Annotated in this window: 12 protein-coding genes and 1 tRNA gene; 2 read left to right on the top strand and 11 right to left on the bottom strand. The window is 50.0% G+C overall.

Features of this window, described 5'->3' with window-relative positions:
- Positions 1-10: 10 nt before the first annotated feature.
- From TREAZ_RS07185 to TREAZ_RS07145, 8 genes are all read right to left on the bottom strand, one after another.
- The gene (locus TREAZ_RS07185) at positions 11-1,003 is read right to left on the bottom strand and encodes an ankyrin repeat domain-containing protein (RefSeq protein ID WP_015711162.1); all 993 of its coding nucleotides are present in this window, start codon (positions 1,001-1,003) and stop codon (positions 11-13) included.
- Complete coding sequence (locus TREAZ_RS07180; protein ID WP_015711161.1) at positions 1,000-1,536, bottom strand: tetratricopeptide repeat protein; 537 nt, start codon at positions 1,534-1,536, stop codon at positions 1,000-1,002. Before TREAZ_RS07180 ends, TREAZ_RS07185 begins: the two co-directional genes overlap by 4 nt.
- A gap of 187 nt (positions 1,537-1,723) precedes the next feature.
- Complete coding sequence (locus TREAZ_RS07175) at positions 1,724-2,095, bottom strand: hypothetical protein (protein WP_052297650.1); 372 nt, start codon at positions 2,093-2,095, stop codon at positions 1,724-1,726.
- Positions 2,096-2,426: 331 nt separating this feature from the next.
- On the bottom strand, positions 2,427-3,104 hold the full coding sequence (locus tag TREAZ_RS07170; protein ID WP_043922974.1) for a hypothetical protein: 678 nt from the start codon (positions 3,102-3,104) through the stop codon (positions 2,427-2,429).
- A gap of 220 nt (positions 3,105-3,324) precedes the next feature.
- Positions 3,325-4,854 (bottom strand): hypothetical protein, encoded by a 1,530-nt coding sequence (locus TREAZ_RS07160; protein WP_015711158.1) that lies wholly within the window; start codon positions 4,852-4,854, stop codon positions 3,325-3,327.
- Positions 4,851-5,633: an outer membrane lipoprotein-sorting protein gene (locus TREAZ_RS07155; RefSeq protein ID WP_015711157.1), complete on the bottom strand. Its 783-nt coding sequence runs from the start codon at positions 5,631-5,633 to the stop codon at positions 4,851-4,853. The genes TREAZ_RS07160 and TREAZ_RS07155 overlap by 4 nt, the downstream gene beginning before the upstream one ends.
- Positions 5,630-8,302 (bottom strand): efflux RND transporter permease subunit, encoded by a 2,673-nt coding sequence (locus tag TREAZ_RS07150; protein ID WP_015711156.1) that lies wholly within the window; start codon positions 8,300-8,302, stop codon positions 5,630-5,632. The genes TREAZ_RS07155 and TREAZ_RS07150 overlap by 4 nt, the downstream gene beginning before the upstream one ends.
- On the bottom strand, positions 8,289-8,990 hold the full coding sequence (locus tag TREAZ_RS07145) for a TetR/AcrR family transcriptional regulator (RefSeq protein WP_015711155.1): 702 nt from the start codon (positions 8,988-8,990) through the stop codon (positions 8,289-8,291). Before TREAZ_RS07145 ends, TREAZ_RS07150 begins: the two co-directional genes overlap by 14 nt.
- 144 nt (positions 8,991-9,134) lie before the next feature.
- On the opposite strand from TREAZ_RS07145, the gene TREAZ_RS07140 reads away from it, so the two are divergent.
- Positions 9,135-10,199: a glycosyl hydrolase family 18 protein gene (locus tag TREAZ_RS07140; protein ID WP_015711154.1), complete on the top strand. Its 1,065-nt coding sequence runs from the start codon at positions 9,135-9,137 to the stop codon at positions 10,197-10,199.
- 1 nt (position 10,200) lies between these two features.
- On the opposite strand, the gene TREAZ_RS07135 is transcribed toward TREAZ_RS07140, so the two are convergent.
- The 3 genes from TREAZ_RS07135 to TREAZ_RS07125 form a co-directional block, all read right to left on the bottom strand.
- Complete coding sequence (locus TREAZ_RS07135) at positions 10,201-13,149, bottom strand: ATP-binding protein (protein ID WP_015711153.1); 2,949 nt, start codon at positions 13,147-13,149, stop codon at positions 10,201-10,203.
- Positions 13,146-14,567 carry an ABC transporter substrate-binding protein gene (locus TREAZ_RS07130; RefSeq protein ID WP_043922972.1) on the bottom strand — a complete coding sequence of 474 codons (1,422 nt, stop codon included), beginning with the start codon at positions 14,565-14,567 and terminating at the stop codon, positions 13,146-13,148. The genes TREAZ_RS07135 and TREAZ_RS07130 overlap by 4 nt, the downstream gene beginning before the upstream one ends.
- Positions 14,541-14,622, bottom strand: a tRNA-Leu gene (locus tag TREAZ_RS07125). The genes TREAZ_RS07130 and TREAZ_RS07125 overlap by 27 nt, the downstream gene beginning before the upstream one ends.
- Before the next feature lie 80 nt (positions 14,623-14,702).
- Between TREAZ_RS07125 and TREAZ_RS07120 the strand changes: the two genes are divergently transcribed.
- Positions 14,703-17,525: an ankyrin repeat domain-containing protein gene (locus TREAZ_RS07120; RefSeq protein ID WP_148257739.1), complete on the top strand. Its 2,823-nt coding sequence runs from the start codon at positions 14,703-14,705 to the stop codon at positions 17,523-17,525.
- Positions 17,526-17,559: the final 34 nt, after the last annotated feature.

Below are 17,559 nucleotides of genomic sequence, written 5' to 3'. Positions count from 1 at the left end.
CAAGACCTTATTAAATCAGAGATCGTCCCGCCCCCGCCTCGATAAGCAGTCTGGCAATTTCCGCAAAGTCCCCATCGGTGGCGTACCAGAGGGCGCTGTGCTGCAGGTTATCTGCCGCCTTGATATCTGCGCCGCTTTCGATAAGCAGACTGGTAAAATCGTTGCGGCCCTTCATGGCGGCCACGATAAGGGGCGTTTCACCATCGGTGTTTTTCAGGTTTACATCGGCGCCTGCATTTATCAGGGCTTCGCCGATAAACACATTGCCCTCTGCGGCGGCATAGTGCAGGGGAGAACTGCCGTTCAAAAGTTTGAGGTTCACATCGGATCCGGCTTTTACCAATAGCTCCGTAATGACCAGATTGGAATTCTGCACTGCCAGGATCAGCGCCGTCTCTCCCTGGTCGTTCAGGGCGTTCAGGTCAGTGCCGCCCTGTTTCAGCAAAGCCTGAACGACCTCGCTCTGACCGCTATACGCGGCCTGGTGCAGCGGTGTATTGCCGTAGTTGTCCTTGTGCTCCCCAGCGCCCAAGAGCAGGGGAACCAAATCCCGGAGGCCTGCGGCAACTGCATGGTCCAGGGCGGTCTGCCCGTTTGAATCCTTCAGGGAATTATCCGCCCCCAGGCTCAGGAGAAATTTTGCCGCCTCTGTCTTTCTTTCTACGATAGTGTATATCAGCGCGGTCTTGCCCTGAGCGTCCGCAGCGTTAAGGTCCGCTCCGGCGTCCACAAGCATCTTCACTATTTCCCGGTTGCCGCCTGAAGAAACACCGTGAAGGGGACTTATCCCTTCATTATCGCTTATATTCACATCCGCCCCATTGGCGATGAGGAGCTTAACCACATCCCGGGCGCCCTTTTTACAGGCGTAGAACAGGGGGGTATGTCCATGTTCATCCCTCTTGTTTACATTGAAGCCCCCCTTCCTGAAAAGGGTTTCTACAATTTCCTTTTGCCCGTTTTTGCAAGCGTTGAGAAAGGCGGCATCCAGGGAATTAATCATGACAGGCTCCTTATAGTTTGATCATTGGTTTCTTTGAAATCGCTGAACTCAGGTCCGGCAAGTGAAGCGAGAAGGCCTGCCGCCTTTCCCTCAAGATTGCATTTCCTGTAGATCCCTATCAAGGTTATGATGATATCTTCCTCGGCATTTCCGGTAAACAGCAGGGGATATTCCTCAGGCATTGGTTCAAGGCAGGATGATTCAGCAATCTCTTTTATACGAAGCTCCGTGTAAGCGGTTTTTTTCCCAGCGGAATAGTCCTGGCGGTTCCGTATTTTTTTAACCAGGGTAAGGGCTTTTTCCAGACAAGGTAGGCTGTCCTTAAATTCTCCGGCTTTGATATAGCACAGGGCAAGATTAAAATTGACCGAAATATAAACAGGACTGTCCGCACCATTTTTGACAATATCCTTAAGCGCCAGAAACGCTGATGCGTATTTGCCCGAGGACATAAGGGAGAAAACAATATCCGATGTTATCCCTCTCGTGCCGACTGCCGGGGAAGCACCCTGCGCTGCGTTATTAAACCCCATTGTTAACTCCCTTTATTTCCCTATAATAAGCCAATGAGTGCAGATATGTATACGCATCAACTCATCCGGTTTCCAAAATAATTGCTATAGGGGACAAAATCTTTCAGGACCCTGTCCACCTGTTCCATCCGCTCCTCCAGGGAACCGCGCAACGGTATGTAGGGAATCTTCCGCGCCAGAAGGTCCGCTACAGTCTGACGGTGAAAAACCTCCCGCTTGCCAGAACATTTTTACGAGCCTCATCAATACGCCGATCCTCGCAATGCAGGGCACGGCTCATGTGCTCCCCATAGAATTCGCTGGAATAGAAGGCACTGATTTTAGTGTTGTCCAAAATGCTTTTGATGTATTCCTCTTCCTTAATCTCATGGGAACATTCGTTGGAGTATCCTTCCGATCCGTTCCAGGCGGAACGGACGTAGAAGGGAATAGGGGTAACACTGGTATGGTAGATCACGAGGATTCCTTCGTCCATTTCATTAAGCATGGTGTCCACAACCAGGGCGTGTCCTTTGTGAAATGGCGCATACTTTCCCAGGGCAAGGCCTATCTTTTTCACCGGCCATCTCCCGCGGGCGCATCAACAGCCTAATTCAGCGAGGCCCCCTTGGTCCAGTTATACATACCGTAGAAGGCATTGACGAGGTACGCAGACCACATAAGCACCATCAGGGAGACATTTGAGTTTCCACTCAAATGTCCCAGGCAGTAATTGTTTCACAAGATTCACCGTTAAGAATAAGCCCTGTCTTGTTTTGTTTTCTTTATATTTTGCCATGATTCAAAATTATATCGTGATAGTATTTTTAATTCAATAGTTTTTCGACAACCTCGGTACGCAATACACACACACCTACGAAGCCGCTTGCCATGGACGGCAAGCAGTGTTCTTACACGATAATCATTTTTTTATAACATTTATCCAAATCTTCAAAAATATCAAGCATTATAACATTTCCAAAATTTTCATTCCGTGAATTTACTAAACAAATATATTTTATACCATTACAAGTAAAAACTTTTACATTATCTTTTTCTAAGTTGGGTAGTATATCAAATAATATTTTTATTTTCTCTTTCGTTTTATATATCGATCTATCACCATGTTGATAAATAATAATCGATTTATTTAGTTCCCAATATCTACATAATAAATTATATGAAACATATTCATATTTATTTCTATTTACCGTGCTTTGTACTTCTATTCCAATATCAGGATCAAAAAATATTATAGACTGACTCGATAATGCTTCAATAGAAGCTTTTTCATATTTATAATTCATATAATATTCTATAAGTTCATCATCAAAATATTTAACAGGATATTTACAATCTTCAAAATAAGGCTTAATGCGTTCAATTCCTTGGTCTTTATGGGAATTTAATATTGAGAAAAGTTTAGAATCTTTAGTTTCTTCTGTTTTCGTCAACTTTGTTTTTCCTAGTCCATCGTTATTATTAGGCCTAAGACACCAATGAATACCCAATGGATATGCATCAGCGAATCTTTTGAGAAAATGATATTTATAAAAATCGTGTTTGTCGCCAAAATAATGATTTTGCATAGTGTTATCCTTAAATTACAATTTTACCATTTATTATAATACAAAACTTATTTAGTATTGTCAAGGCCATTTTGCCGCCATGGATGGCGTATTCATTTTTAATTTGCGTATGCGTTACGCCTAACCCCCTTTTGACGCAATACCCTACCCTTTCCCCTCCATTTCCAAGCACAAAATGCCTAAGAAAGTACATCTAATATACCCGGATAGATCGTGAATATTAAAAACTATATCCCAATGCGACTTTAATGTAGCTATTGTCTTTGTACTGCCCCAATTCTCCTGCCCTGTCGCCTCCAAAGAAGCCTGCCGCCAGTTCTGCTGTTATATCATTTCTTGACCAGACTATGGCGGGGATAATCAAAAAGTCTTTGTCTTCTATACCCCAAAGGCCCGTGGCTTTAACTTCAAGCTCCTCGCGGAAAAATTTCTTTGACACTATTGCGGTTATGCGTGTTGAACTTATATCTTTACCTGCTTCCATGTCTTCGAGGAGGTTGTCTCCCAGCTTGCTTTGGAAAAGCCTCATAGAACCTGTACCCTGGAGGTTGAGGTTGATACCCCAGACAAGGTCACGGTCAAAGCCGAGAGACCATGCGAAGAAGGGGTTATATACGCCACCGTCTGTTCCATCCGTGTCGGAAGTCAGGTTAATGGCGGTTTCGGCCCTAAGGTTGAAACCTGCAACAACTCGGGCAAAATCAACGCCAATTTGGTGGTAGAAGTTATAGGCCATGAGGATTTCAATATCGTTTGGATTGGAAATATATTCGGGCTCTGTTGCGGGCAGAGTTGGCGGGAGAATTGCTATTCCCGCTATATACTTATCCAAATTTACACTAAATGCCGGGCGAGGCAGTCTCCCATAATAATACTGAAAACCAAAATCAGAAGAACCCAGGGTGGTGGTAAACCTTAAACCCGCTTGGGCAGAACGAAGAGTGTAATTATAATCAGAATAATATTTTTCAAAATTCAAATCCGTCTGCCAAGAATCCAAAGCGATATAAAAAGGTGGCAAAAAATTAACAGGATCAGTTCCAAGAACAGGATGCTGAGCCAAACCTCCCTTCACTCCCATAACCAGTATTGGAACCAGCGAGGTCAGCTCCGCAGGCGCCCATCGCCCTTCCAGTGCGAAGGTGTGGCCTTTAAACCAGGGGACAAAAACCGCCTCCAGTTTGGAAAAAGTTCCTATGTTCCATGAAGCATGAAGCAGAGGCCGTCCTATTTTAATACTTTGAGGATCGCTCATTGAACTCAGGTCCGAATAGTCCAGGGGATTCACCACATCCAGAGGGCCGAAACTGTCGGCCTTGCCCCAGGTAAGCTTGCGTATGCCCGCTTCAAGGTTCACAGGACCAAAGTAAAACCGCCCATAAGCCTCGTCAATGGAAACAGGGGAAGCTATACTTTCAAATACCGGTTTAAGCTTGAGATTTATTATAGCCTCCGCAGCAGAACCGGAAACGGAAAAATTCAAAGAACCAGAAAAAATATTTCCTAATTGTATTTCTTTTAATTCTTCTTTATTATCCATGTCTTCAAAGAAAGCTTTGAATTCGGCCTGAATGTCGCCTGAAATTTTTACCCCTGGGGATGAAAAGCCCCCTGAGGAGGCGGAATCAAAGCTGCCGAAACCTGAGTCGTCCGTATCATCCGCGCCGCCAAAACCAAAATCCTGGGCGGACAGGGTAAGGGCAAACAACAATGCTGTCAAAAAATATGCTGCGGCAATAATGCGTTTCATCTTGCCCTCCCGGTTTCAAGATAGGTTGGGGTAAACACTGATTCGGGAATGGTGTCATCATATTTGATAATATCCACATTGATGGTTGTGGAAGTTCCTGCAGCCAGGGTACTCATCTTTGTCACCATAGGGGTAAGACGGCCCTGCACGTCTTTCAGTTCGAGTATCTCAAAGGTTTTTACCTGGGTTCCCCTTTTATCATACAGCTCGATTTTATAATTCACAAAGCTGGCTTTATCAATATATTGAACCATCTTTGAATATTGATAAGACGGATCTTTTGGCGTGGACTCGATAACATAGCAGTCGGCATTGCGGAATTTTTCTTCTTTCACGATTTTATGGTTATCCAAATCCGCATTGCGGGTTGCAGAAGAAATATCATCATAACTCATGTCGGTTCCCACAAAACTGCCTGAACCTTCCGAGGCTGCTATGCGCCTCACCTTTCCCAGGCTGGGGAGGAAAATCCAGCGGTCATCATCTTTGCCTGCGTTCTCCATGGTGAGAAAGCGGGTACCTGCCACTGAGGCGGGAGACTGGAATTGAATCACAGCCCGGCTGTTTCCTTTGGCATCATCCTTGGAATACTGATCCATTACCCGCTCGCTCGTAGTCCCGTTTTTGGCGGTAATGACCATGCGGGAACGAGTCGAAATGGTATCTGCGTTGATCCGGTTCCGGGACTTGTCCACAATGGACGCGGCATCCTGGGCAAAAACAAAGCCGACGGCGGTAATGAGAAGGCTCGCGAGAAAAATGCTTTTTTTCATGTTCATAATTTTACTCCTATAAATTTTGGTTTGAAGAACAGCAGCAGTACTGGTATTACCGTAAGGCTTACCAGGGCGCTGGTTCCCATGGTCAGGGCGATGAGGAGCCCCAGGTCCCTCAGCATATTAAACTGGGAAAGGATAAGCACCGCAAAACCTGCGCCCACCGAAACGGCGTTTATCAGAATCGCCTTGCCCGAAGTGGTAAAGGTCCTGCGGAGAAAATCTCCTGTGCCCCCGGTTGCCCGGTATTCACGCTTGTAGGCCTCAATGTAATGGATGGTATAATCAATGCCTATTCCCACTGAAACGCTGGCCACCATGGAAGTACCGATGTTGAGCTTAATTCCCAAAAAGCCCATCACTGCAAAATTGATCAGGATGGAAATAGTGAGGGGGGCAATGCCGATGATCCCCGCCGCAACAGAATGGTTGGAAATTGCGATGATAAGGAATACCAGGAGCAGGGAAATTATCACTGAACTCAATTGGGACTGGACCACGAGACGGTTAAGGGAAGCCTCCACCAGGGCGCTCCCTCCGACAGTGATTTTTATATCTTCCGGGAATTCATTCTTTACAAACTGATTGATCTCCCCAATGGCCCGGTTGGTATCCGCCTCCCCCAGGGCGCGAAGCTGTACCGTGGTTTTTATAGCTGTCGGCTCCAGGGGATCGTTGGAATAGGAGCTGATGTTCCCCGAGAGCAGAACCAGGTAATTGGCCACCAGCCTCTGCAGTTCTTCGCTGCTGGTTTTTCCATATCGTTCGGGATCTGTAGGGATCTCGTAATAGGACATTCCCCGGTAATTCAAAAGCTTCTCCAATTTCCGGATAAGTTCATCCCCGCTGAGGGAACGGTTATCGCCGGAACTGGCGGCCTTCTCCAGAAGCGCAATAAGGTCCTCAGCAGAAAGATCCGTCCTTAAGGCCGCGGCAGTCTCTGTCTCGGGGGAATCAAAACCGAAATCTCCGAAACCGAAATCATCGGCTGCCCCGGCTTCTTCCCCGCCAAAACCGAAACCGAAACTATCGCCCCCGGCAGAAGAGGGCGCCTGGGCCTTAATGCCGTCGGGGCTTTCATCTACATTAAAAACCTGGTTGATACGTTTTACAAGATCCGTAAAACCCATTACCTTGCCCACCTCGGGAACCCGTTGTTCCAGATAGGCGTTAAGGCTATCCATGGCCCCCAGGCTTTCGGGCCTCAGGAGAATTTCGGGGCTGTCCGCCTGGGCTACAATGCTCACTATCTTGGAGCCGCCGAATTTTTCCCGGATAAACCGATCGGAACGGGAAATGTCTGTGGTGGATCTGAAATATTCCACAAATATATTATCAATAACAACCTTTGATACTCCGTAGACGGAAATCAGAGCCACTACGGCAGTGATGAAAATAACGAAGCGCCTTTTCCGGGCAATGGCCATAAAAACATCCGCCATGAGACCGCTGAGAGCATCCTGAGAGTCTGCGGATCCAGAAGAATCGGCCTGCTTTTTATTGCCCGATAAATTCCGAATCGCTTTGGGCCCCCGAATAAGGAGCAGGGAGGGGATCAGGGTTACCGCAACAATGAAAGAGGCAAGAACCCCAAAACTGGAAAAGTAACCGAATTCCCGGATGGGGAGCACCGAGGTAAAGCAGAAGGAAGAAAATCCCACAAAGGTGGTGAGGGCCGCAAGGAACACCGCCTTTCCGATTTTCCGCAGCAGGGCAACAACCAGTTCCCGGTGCTCATCTTTGTTCAGGCCGGTTTTGATGCTCATATCTTCTATATAATGGGTTACTACATGGATACCGTAAGCGCTCCCCACTGCCACGAGAATCACCGGCAGCACTGTGGAAATTACCGAAAGCTTTATGTCAAAAAGGGGCATGGCCCCCATGGACCAGATTACCGCCACCAGGACAGTGAGCAAGGGCAGGATTACCGGGGTAAGACGGCGAAAAGAAAAGAAAAGAATGAGTAGCACCACGAGGATCACCAGTGGCACCATGAGGACAAGGTCAGCCCGAACCGCCTCGTTAATGGTGGCGCTGATCACCGGAAGCCCCGTAACATACACAATCGCCTGGCCGTCGAACATTTCCCGGGCTATGTCCCGAATCCGGATAAAGCTGTCGATAACCTCCGGCCGGCCGGCATCATCGGCGTCAATTTCCAGGGGAACCAGAACCTGGGTGGCAGTAAAATCGTCAGAGATCAAAGACTTCTTGTACATATCCCAGGAAAGTATCCTTTCCTTTAATTGGGCTATTTCCCCAGGGGTTCCCGAAAAATCATCAGGAACCAGTTTTTCCACCACAATGGAATCCCCAACCCCGGCGATATAATCGGAGGATACAATGGAATTAATATCCCCAACAATTTCTATATCCTCGATCTGTTCGATATATTTCCGGATCAGGTTGATGAATTCACCGTCAAATACCGTGCCGTATTTCCGTTCCAAGCCCACCAGGACAAAGGAGGAACTGCCGAAAGTATCATCGATATATGTGGAAACCTTCCGGGCTTCATCATTGCTGGGGACAAACCGGTAATTGTTATTGTCCAGTTGGGCCCGGGGAAGCTGGAGGGCAAAAAATACGGTTAAAAGGCCGATGACTATGACGACAGGCCAGGGGTGCTTAAAAAATTTGTCTAAAAATTTTTCATCAGATTTTTCCATGTACAACCTCGATGTTTGTTTTAATTTTACCTGGTAAAACCAGGAGGGAACGATCGATCCCTTCCCGGGTTATTCCCCGGAGCATAATTTGAAAAACCGTTTTCAGTTCATCAATAATAAGAGCGGATTTCCGGGCTGTCCTGGGCAGCTTGGCGGCGTTTTCCACTGCCTGGGAAAAAAGCGCAATGATGGTTCTGACTACCAGGCCGGGGTCGGTATCTTGTTCAAAGGTTCCCTCCTTTATCCCCTGCTCTATCATCCTTTTTATCAGATAATAAAACACATAGGAAGCGGTTCCGGCATTTTCTTCCAGGGAAATAAAAGAGCCTTCAGGCGCCAAAAAAAGCCGCATATTAAAGAGGATAAAAAGATCCTCCGATTCCCCGTACATTTCCAGGTAACTCAGCCAGTACCGCTTGAGGGCCTCCAGACCCGAGATGCCCCCTTCCAGCCGGGACTCCACATATTCGCTGAATTTGGCAGCCGCTTCTTCGCAGATATCGCTAAAAAGCACATCCTTGCTGGGAAAATAGAGATATAGCGTGCCTTTGCTCAGCTCCGCCTTCTTCGCGATGTCCCCCATGCTTACCTTTTCGACTCCGTGTTCCAGAATCAGCGCCTTGGCGCAGCCCATGATAAGGCTCCGCCGTTCGGCTCTTTCCCGTTCCTTGCGTTCAAATATCCCCATGCAGGCCTCTTACCAATGACCGATGGTCAGTATGTTTCTAATGGTTTAATTATTCCCATTGGTTCAAATATAACTATAGGTTAAAAAAATGTCAAGCGGTCTCCTGCCCTTGACGCACGCGGATTTCTGTTATATGCAGAATAGGTGAAACGCTTTATATTGTGCATCCTGGCAGCCGGGATCATTCCTGCCCTGGCTGGATGCCATTCACCCCCAGCGCAGTCCGATGAGCCTGCCTCTGTTCTGCCTGAGGAAACCGGTGAACCGGAAGAATACCTTGAGCCGCCAAAAGAACTGGAGCTGCCCCCTCCGGGGACTGACCTGCCGGTCTCGTCCTTTGGGGAAATCTGGGCCTACCTTCTCAGCGGAAGGGAACAGACCCTGAAGCAGGATTTTCCCCTTTCGGACGTGGGGTATTTTGGGGCCGAACTGGACAGTTACGGCCAGCTCATCAATGTGCCCAAACCAGGAAATGTTTCCTTCTATAAAGGGAGGCTCCACCTGGTGGTGGCATGCAACGGCCGGGCCCTGACCCATTTTGCCCTTGCCGAAGGGAGCAGAGAACGGAAAGCCTTAATAGCGGATCTGCTGGAAGCCGCCAATGACTTCAGCGGCCTCCAGATTGATTTTGAGAATGTTCCTCCCAAAGACGGGGAGGCTTTTTTGTCCTTTCTCCGGGAACTGCGCTCCGGCCTGGGAGGCAAGATTTTTACCGTTGCCCTCCCGGCCCGAACCCGGCAGCTAAAGGACGATGTGTACGATTACGAAAAAATAAAGCCCCTGGTAGACCGCATCCTGGTCATGGCCTACGATGAGCACTGGTCTACCAGCGCCCCGGGACCTATAGCCTCCATGAACTGGTGCCAGCGGGTGGCGTTTTATTCCCTGGAGGCCATAGGCAGGGAAAAACTCATTATGGGGCTTCCCTTCTACGGCCGCACCTGGGGGGACATAAACCCCAACAGGGCCTTCCTCTACTCAGGCATAGAAAGGATCAAAGGGGAACAGAATGTTTCCGAAATACAACGCGAAAACGGCATCCCCAACTTCAAATACGAAGTGCCCCTGTCGGTTACGGTCTATTATGAGGACGATTATTCCCTGTCGGCGCGGCTGGAAATGTACAGGCGAATGGGGGTTGCTTCTGTGGGCTTCTGGTGCCTGGGGCAGGAAACACCTGCAATATGGCCAATACTCAAACTGGATTAAGCTATTTTGTTCCCAGGTATTTATCCAGGGATTTCATGACTTCCACCATGTCTATGGGTTTGGCAAGGTGGCCGTTCATGCCCGAGGCCAGGGCTTTGTCTATATCCTCTTTGTAGGCGTTGGCGGTCATGGCAATGATGGGAACAATTTTGGCGTCTTCGCGTTCGAGGCTGCGGATACGGCCTGCGGCTTCGTAGCCGTCCATGTTGGGCATTTGCACGTCCATAAAGATCAAATCGTAGAAGCCCACAGGCGAGGCTGAGAAAATGCCCAGGGCCTTGGCGCCGTCTTCGGCTTCGTGGATTTCAACATCCGTGTCTGCAAGGAGCTCCTTTATGATTTCCCTGTTGATATCTATGTCCTCGGTGAGGAGTATATGCTTGCCGGCGAAGTTCCGCTCTTCGGGTTTGAGAGGACCATGCCGCTCCATTTTGTAAGCAGTTGTTTCCATATCCAGGATGAATTCAAAAACAGAGCCTAATCCCGGTGTGCTTTTCACGGTGATGAGGCCGCCCATGAGCTTGACCATATTCTGGCTTATGGCGAGGCCCAGGCCTGTACCGCCGAAACGGACTGAGATGGAGCTGTCGGCCTGCTCAAAGGCGGTGAAGAGTTTCCCCATCTGAACCTCTGTCATGCCTATACCTGTGTCCTCTGTTTTGAAGAGTATGCGGATTTTGCCCCCATTGTTTTCGCCTCCCGAAACATGGAAAACCACTTTTCCCTGTTCAGGGGTGAACTTCACGGCGTTTCCCAAAAGGTTAATAAGCACCTGCTTGAGCCTGAGCTTGTCGCCCATGACTGCGATGCGCTCAAGGCCCTGAAATTCAGTCTCGAATTGGATCTTTTTATCTATGCAGCGCTGCACGATGATATTGGCCACTTCTTCCATGGCTTCCTGGAGATCGAAAGCATCATGGACTATGGCGAATTTCCCGCTCTCGATCTTGGACATATCCAGCACATCGTTAAGTATACCTAAAAGATGATCAGAGGCGACAGCTATCTCTTCGAGGGAATGATCCTTTTTCTCCATATCCCGGGCCCGGCGGGCAATCTCGGTCATGCCTATGATGGCGTTGAGAGGGGTACGGATCTCGTGGCTCATACGGGCCAGGAATTCGCCCTTGGCCTGGGAAGCCACCTGGGCGGCCTTGGTCTGGATCTCCAGTTCGACCGAACGTTCACGCAGTTCATGGGTACGTTCTGCAACAGTACGCTCAAGGCTCGCGGCCATTTGCCTGTTCCGCAGGAGCATCATGATAACCAGGGCAAGCACTATAGCCATAAGGAGGGAAGCACCGATAAACCAGGGCTGCTGGGCCCTGGCCAGTGCGCCCGAATAATCAAAGACCCTGCGGGTCCAGTTATCAACCAGGCGCCCGGTATCAATCAAGCTTTGGGACTTGCTGAGTATGGAACAAAGGAGCGTCTCGTTCCTGCTGAAGCCAAGAAAAGATTCATAGGGGCGGCGCAGTACCAGATTTGCGTTGTAGCCAGTCCGTTCCATGTAATTGGTGATATTGAGAAGGAGATTCCTCGTACCCATGAGGAGTTTCAAATCCCCTTTCTCAAGGGCCGCGATGGCGTCTGTACGGTTTGCGAATTCAACAGTGTTGGTATGATGCGGAAACATTTCGTGGAAGATCTCGGCGTAGGCTGTTCCCTTGATGAGGCCCACCTGATGGTAAGGCACATCACTCAGCGTGATGCCGGGAAAATCGGTGGGCGAAATCAGCGTGTAATAATCTACAAGATAGGGAGCATCCCCAAAAAGGTAAAGGTTCTCCCGGGAAGTGGAACGGATCAGCTCCAGGGTCATGGAAACCTTATCGTCCCGCAGCATTCCCAATACTTCATCCACATCGGCGCTCTGGTTATTTGAGTAGGAAAAATGCAGACCCGTGAGCTTTTCAACTTCCACAAGCAGATCTACCGCAATGCCCTGCCACTCGTTTTCCTTGGTATTGTAAAAACTCATGGGATAATTATCAGATTCTATGGAAACCGGAATGGAATTTTCCGGATCCCGATGAACATCAAGGTACGCCCGTTCTTCTGTACTAAGGCGGTTCATAAGATTGTACTTGAGATAGTCCTGGTTCCCCTGCTCGTACATGTGAACAAAACGGTAAGTCCCGGCGGCAAGGAGATATTTTTGAACCACTGAGACAATAGGTTCGAGTTTGGGATCCCTGGTAGCCATGGAAACCCTGTTGTACGTGAGGGGCGAAAAATCTTCGATCATGAGATTGCCGTAGAGCGAGAAGATCCCTTCGACGGTCTCGTCCATAAAGAGGGCGTCTATTTCCTTGATGACAAGTTTCTGGTACGCATCATTGTAATTGGCAACTGCCACAGGTTCGAAGTCGATCCTGATGGCAGCGGACACCAAAGCCTCGGTGGTAGTGCCGGTGAGGAAGCCGTATTTAAGGGGCCTTGAGTTCGCGGTTACCGCAAGTTTGTCGGCCCCTTCAATGCTGATATATTTGATGCGCCGCTCTGCAATGGAATCGGTCATGAAGTACTCGCCCGAATCCCTTAGGGAAGCAGAAATTTCCCCGGAGAAAGAAATGTCCCGGCTTTCAAGGCCTTTAAGCAGGGCGTCCCAGCCGTAGATCACCGGCCTGAATCTCACACCGAAAAGATCGGTAAGCCATGTGCAGACCTGGGCCGAAAAACCCTGGGTAACATTGTACTCGCCCCGAATGTCCCCTCGGAAACATTCGGTGCTCATGGTCATGCCGTAGGTAAAAATCGAGGTGCTGCGTTTTAGAACTTCTATAGCGGCAATTTCTTCGGAAGTAACCCCTGGTATATCCTGGTATCTTTCGTATTCCCCAAAGACCTGGGCTGTCTTGACTTTGCCAAGTTTAGCACAGGAAAATAAAATAAAAATCGGTACAAGAACGAGGAACACTTTCCCCGCTCTGCGAAAAAAACATTTCATTTAAAAAAGTTATCCAGAGCATCCTGTATAGGTTGTTTGTAATTCTGAATAAGCTGATTCGGGCTGATTTGCCCGACAATAAGTTCGGTCAGATTGAACCCCGTACCCAGGCTGTCAAAAACATCGAAGCCGGGCTTGGAGGCCATCATGCTCGCATACGCGAAATTCCTGTCGGTCAGATACATACGTTTTGACCAGGCATTATCCATGCCTATGCTGGTATCTCCGTTATACCAGTTGCTCCAGTCAAAGATGACATCATACACAAAGCGCGGGTTCTCTACCCCTTTGGGGATAAAGTACCAGTTGCCCGCAGGCTGGCTGTGGCGGTTTTCTTCGAGACTGCCATGAGGCCCCCGGGGCCAGGGAACCACGCCGATTTTAAAGGGAAGATTCTCTCCGCCGTATTGATTGAAGATCCAGTCCGCGCCTATCCAGAAAGCCAAAAGCCCGTCCGCATAGAGGCCGTTATTTATCTCCCAGTTCTGGCCGTCCCAGGGTCTTGCGGTCTTGTCAACATTGTAAATCGTATTGATGAATTCCAGCACTTCCCTGGTAGCCTGGGACGAAAGCCCCTCGGTCCTGCCCGTCGCTATGCCGGTGTAATTGGAGAAAAGAAGATTGGTCAAAAGGTTGGTCCACCATCCACCGTAACCATAGATATCAATCTCATCGTCTTTATTGATATCTTTGGTAAGAATCTTGAGGTACTCCCGCCACTTCTCCCAGGTCCACTCGCCTTTATCGTAAAGATCCTGGGGATTGGCAAGACCTGCGGCCTTTATCATGTCCATGTTGAAGGCCAGGACATACGCATTGGTACCCCCTGAACTGGAAGGCGCAAAAAGATACACCTCGTCCTGGCCCGAGAGGGCCAGATAACGCATCACGTTCTGGGAACCAAAGACATCGGTGTTTCCAAGACCCATTTCTTCAAGGGAAATGGCATAATTGTGCAGAATGGCAGGTATGCCGAACTGGAGATCCGTTTCGTAGATATCCACATCGGGAGCGCCCGAAGCTACGGAGCCGTTTATGCTTTCCCAAACCCCTTCAAAAGTGAGGTTCACATAGTTGAAGACTATGTTATACTTCTTTTCGACTTCCCGCATCTTATCCAGCCGCATTTGGGCGGTATCTTCCTGGGCCATCTTGGGGTCATCATGAATGTCCGTATGCTTCGACACATAGAAACGGTCATACCAGGTTCCCATAGTGATGATACGCTTGCCATCATCGGTGTACCTGGCGGTCCCGGTTTGGGCAGCCGCTCCGGGCTGGACAGCCTGCTTGCCGGAAGCTGCTCCAGCTGCTTCTTTACCACTGCAGGATTGAAAAAACAACCCAACAAGAGCGGCAAGAATTACAAAATTTATCTTTTTTATATACACTGCGGCCAAGAAGACTTGAACTTCCATGCCTCTCGGCACCAGCACCTCAAGCTGGCGTGTCTACCAGTTCCACCATGGCCGCGCAGCCGTTTTAAAACGGATGTTCTATGATAGCGTTTTTAACGGCTTATGTCAATATTAATTCCTGTCGATGATCATATTATGATGAGCAAAAGACCCATTTTTGCCGCACTTGTCTGCGGCGCCGGTTTACTTATAGGAATTCTGGGGGGGTGCAAAAGCCAGCCCCAGGCAGCGCCAGTCCCCGTTACAGCCGCCAAGGTGGTAGTGGAGGACGATGTCTGGACCCTCCTTGCCCGGGGAGAATCTGAAAAGGCACGGCCTTACTTCATGGGAGAGGTGGATGTAAACGCCACGGACAGCCTGGGAAGGACACCCCTGCATATAGCGGCGGAAAACAGAGATCCAACGCTGGCGTCTTTCTTCATTGCCCTGGGGGCAAACCCTAATGCCCTGGACAGGCAGGAAAGGATAGCCCTGGATATCAGCGCCGAAAAAATCGATCCCCCTACTGCCAAAGTCCTTGCCAGCGGGGGTTCTGACATACACCATAGCCCCAAGAACGGCATAAGCCCCGCCCGTGTCGCGGTAAGGGCAGGCGGCGCCTTTCTTGAGTCAATCCTCAACCCTTCAACCCTGGCAAGGATAGACTCCGGAGGCAGGACCATTCTGCACATAGCGGCCGATGCAGGCAGCGCAAGCGCTGTTGACATCATCCTCAAAGCCGGGAAAAACGATCTTGCAAAAAAGGACAACCAAGGCAAGACTGCCCTGGACATTGCCCTGGAACAGACCAACTCAAAAACCCACGCCGAGGCAGCGGAACGGCTTATCCTGGCAGGGGCTGTTTCTGACAATCCCCTTTACACCTATTTCGCGCCGGCTGTGCGAAGCTCAAATTACAATATACGCAGCGCCGACGGCATGGCCCCTTTGCATTACATAGCCCGCGAAGGCTATATGGGGTATCTGGCTTTTGTGCTGGACAAACCAGTCAACGTGAACATCAAGAATGCTTCGGGCGCCACCCCTCTCCATGAGGCAGCGCGTTCAGGCAATGTGCAGGTTATAGAAGCCCTTCTCAACAAAGGGGCAGAGGTCAACGCCCAGGATGCCAAGGGGAATTCGGTGCTCCACATTGCCTCCCCTCCCGAGACACATCAGAGTGCCATCAACCTGTTCCTCACCTGGGGCGCCAATCCTAATCTCAGGGATGAGCACGGCGATTCGCCCCTTCATATTGTCATCATCCTTAACCGCTCACCCGAGATCGTCGGGACCCTGCTTTCCGCAGGCGCCGATGTGAACACGCGCAATATTGAAGGCAAGACCCCTCTTTACCTGGCGGTAGAAGAAGAACGTTTAAGCGCCCTGCCTCTGCTTCTTGCCTATAGATCCGATATTTTTGCCGCCGACAATAATGGCGTAACCCCCTTTGATATAGCCCTGACTGATAGAAACACACTCTACATCCTCATCACCGATGAGACAGTGCTTCAGAACGACAGCCAGGGCAATACCATGCTCCACGCTGCCATCAGGCAGAGGGCGGACACAGATGTGGTAGCTTACATACTGGATAGAAGGGCCATGGTAAACGCCAGGAACAAGGAGGGGGATACAAGCCTCCATCTGGCAGTGGCAATGAATGAACAGGCTTCGGGCGAGATCCTTCTTTCCAGGGGGGCTGATGTTTTTGCGCCCAACGCCAAAGGCGAATCCCCGCTGTACCTGACCTTTCCCCAGAGCGGCGGAAGCGATAGTGAACTGCGGCGCTGGATGCTCACTCCCCAGACCCTCGCTGCCAGGGACGGCCTGGGCAATACCGCCCTTCATTATGCAGCCATGTGGCAGATTGACAGATGGATTCCCCTTTTGATTCAGCTTGGGGCCGCTACCGAAGCTGCCAACGCCACCGGAGAAACTCCCCTCTTTACCGCAGTCAAGCATAACGCCCCCAATACCATACGCACCCTGGTTGCCAACGGGGCAAGGCTCGACGGCCGCGACACCCTGGGCAATACAGGTCTCCATGCCGCGGTACGCTGGAATGCAAGGCGGGCCGCCGAAACCCTCATCGATATGGGGCTGGACATCAATGCCCATGCCCTCAATGGCAAGACGCCCCTCCATGACTCCATTCGCCTGGGCATGACCGACATCGAAGCCCTGCTCCTGGCAAGAGGCGCGGATCTTGAAGTGAGGGATGCCGAGGGCAACACGCCCTTTATCGAGGCAGTATTGGTAGGATTCCCCGGCGCTATGGAAAGGCTGGTTGAAAGAGGCGCCGATCCCAACCCCAGGAATTTCCGGGGAGATACTGCCCTCCACATGGCAGCAGCTGCCGACAGAGCCGATATAAGCGTGCTGCTCCTCAACTGGGGGGCTTCCATACATGCCCGTAATTCCCAGGGGAGGACGCCTTACCAGAATGCCCTCCTCGCTTCCCCTGCAGCAGTCAGGACCCTCCTCACCAAAGACAGGCTCTACAGTTCAGACGACAACGGCTCTTCGCCCCTGCACATTGCCATACAGGAAAAGGTTCCCCTTTCCATGATCCGGACTATTCTGGAACTTGGCGCCAGGACTTCCGCCCTGGATTCCGAAGGCCGCACACCCCTGCGCCTGGCTGTGGACATGAACGATTGGGACACCGTGAAAATCCTGGCCGACTCGGGCTCCGACGTGTACCTCACTGCCAGGGACGGCAAATGCCCTGCAGAACTTGCCCTTGCAAGGGGCGGGGATGCTACCAGGGCCATGTTCTCAGGCCGGGCCATTAATTCCAGGGATGCATCCGGAAACACGGTACTCCACTATGCAGCCCAATACGGAAACACCAACCTTATATCGCAGCTTATCGAGATGGGCGCAAACAAGGGGATCAAAAACATAGCCGCCGAAAGTCCTGCCGATATTGCAGAAAGATGGCGGCACCCCGACGCTGCGGCTTTGTTGAATTAACAGTATTGCTGTTAAAAACCCCGGAATGCCGGTC

Origin of the sequence: Leadbettera azotonutricia ZAS-9, from assembly GCF_000214355.1 — a bacterium.
GTDB classification, from domain to species: Bacteria; Spirochaetota; Spirochaetia; order Treponematales; family Breznakiellaceae; genus Leadbettera; species Leadbettera azotonutricia.
The sequence above is the reverse complement of the archived record's forward strand: the minus strand, read 5'-3'. Positions and strand labels throughout refer to the sequence as shown.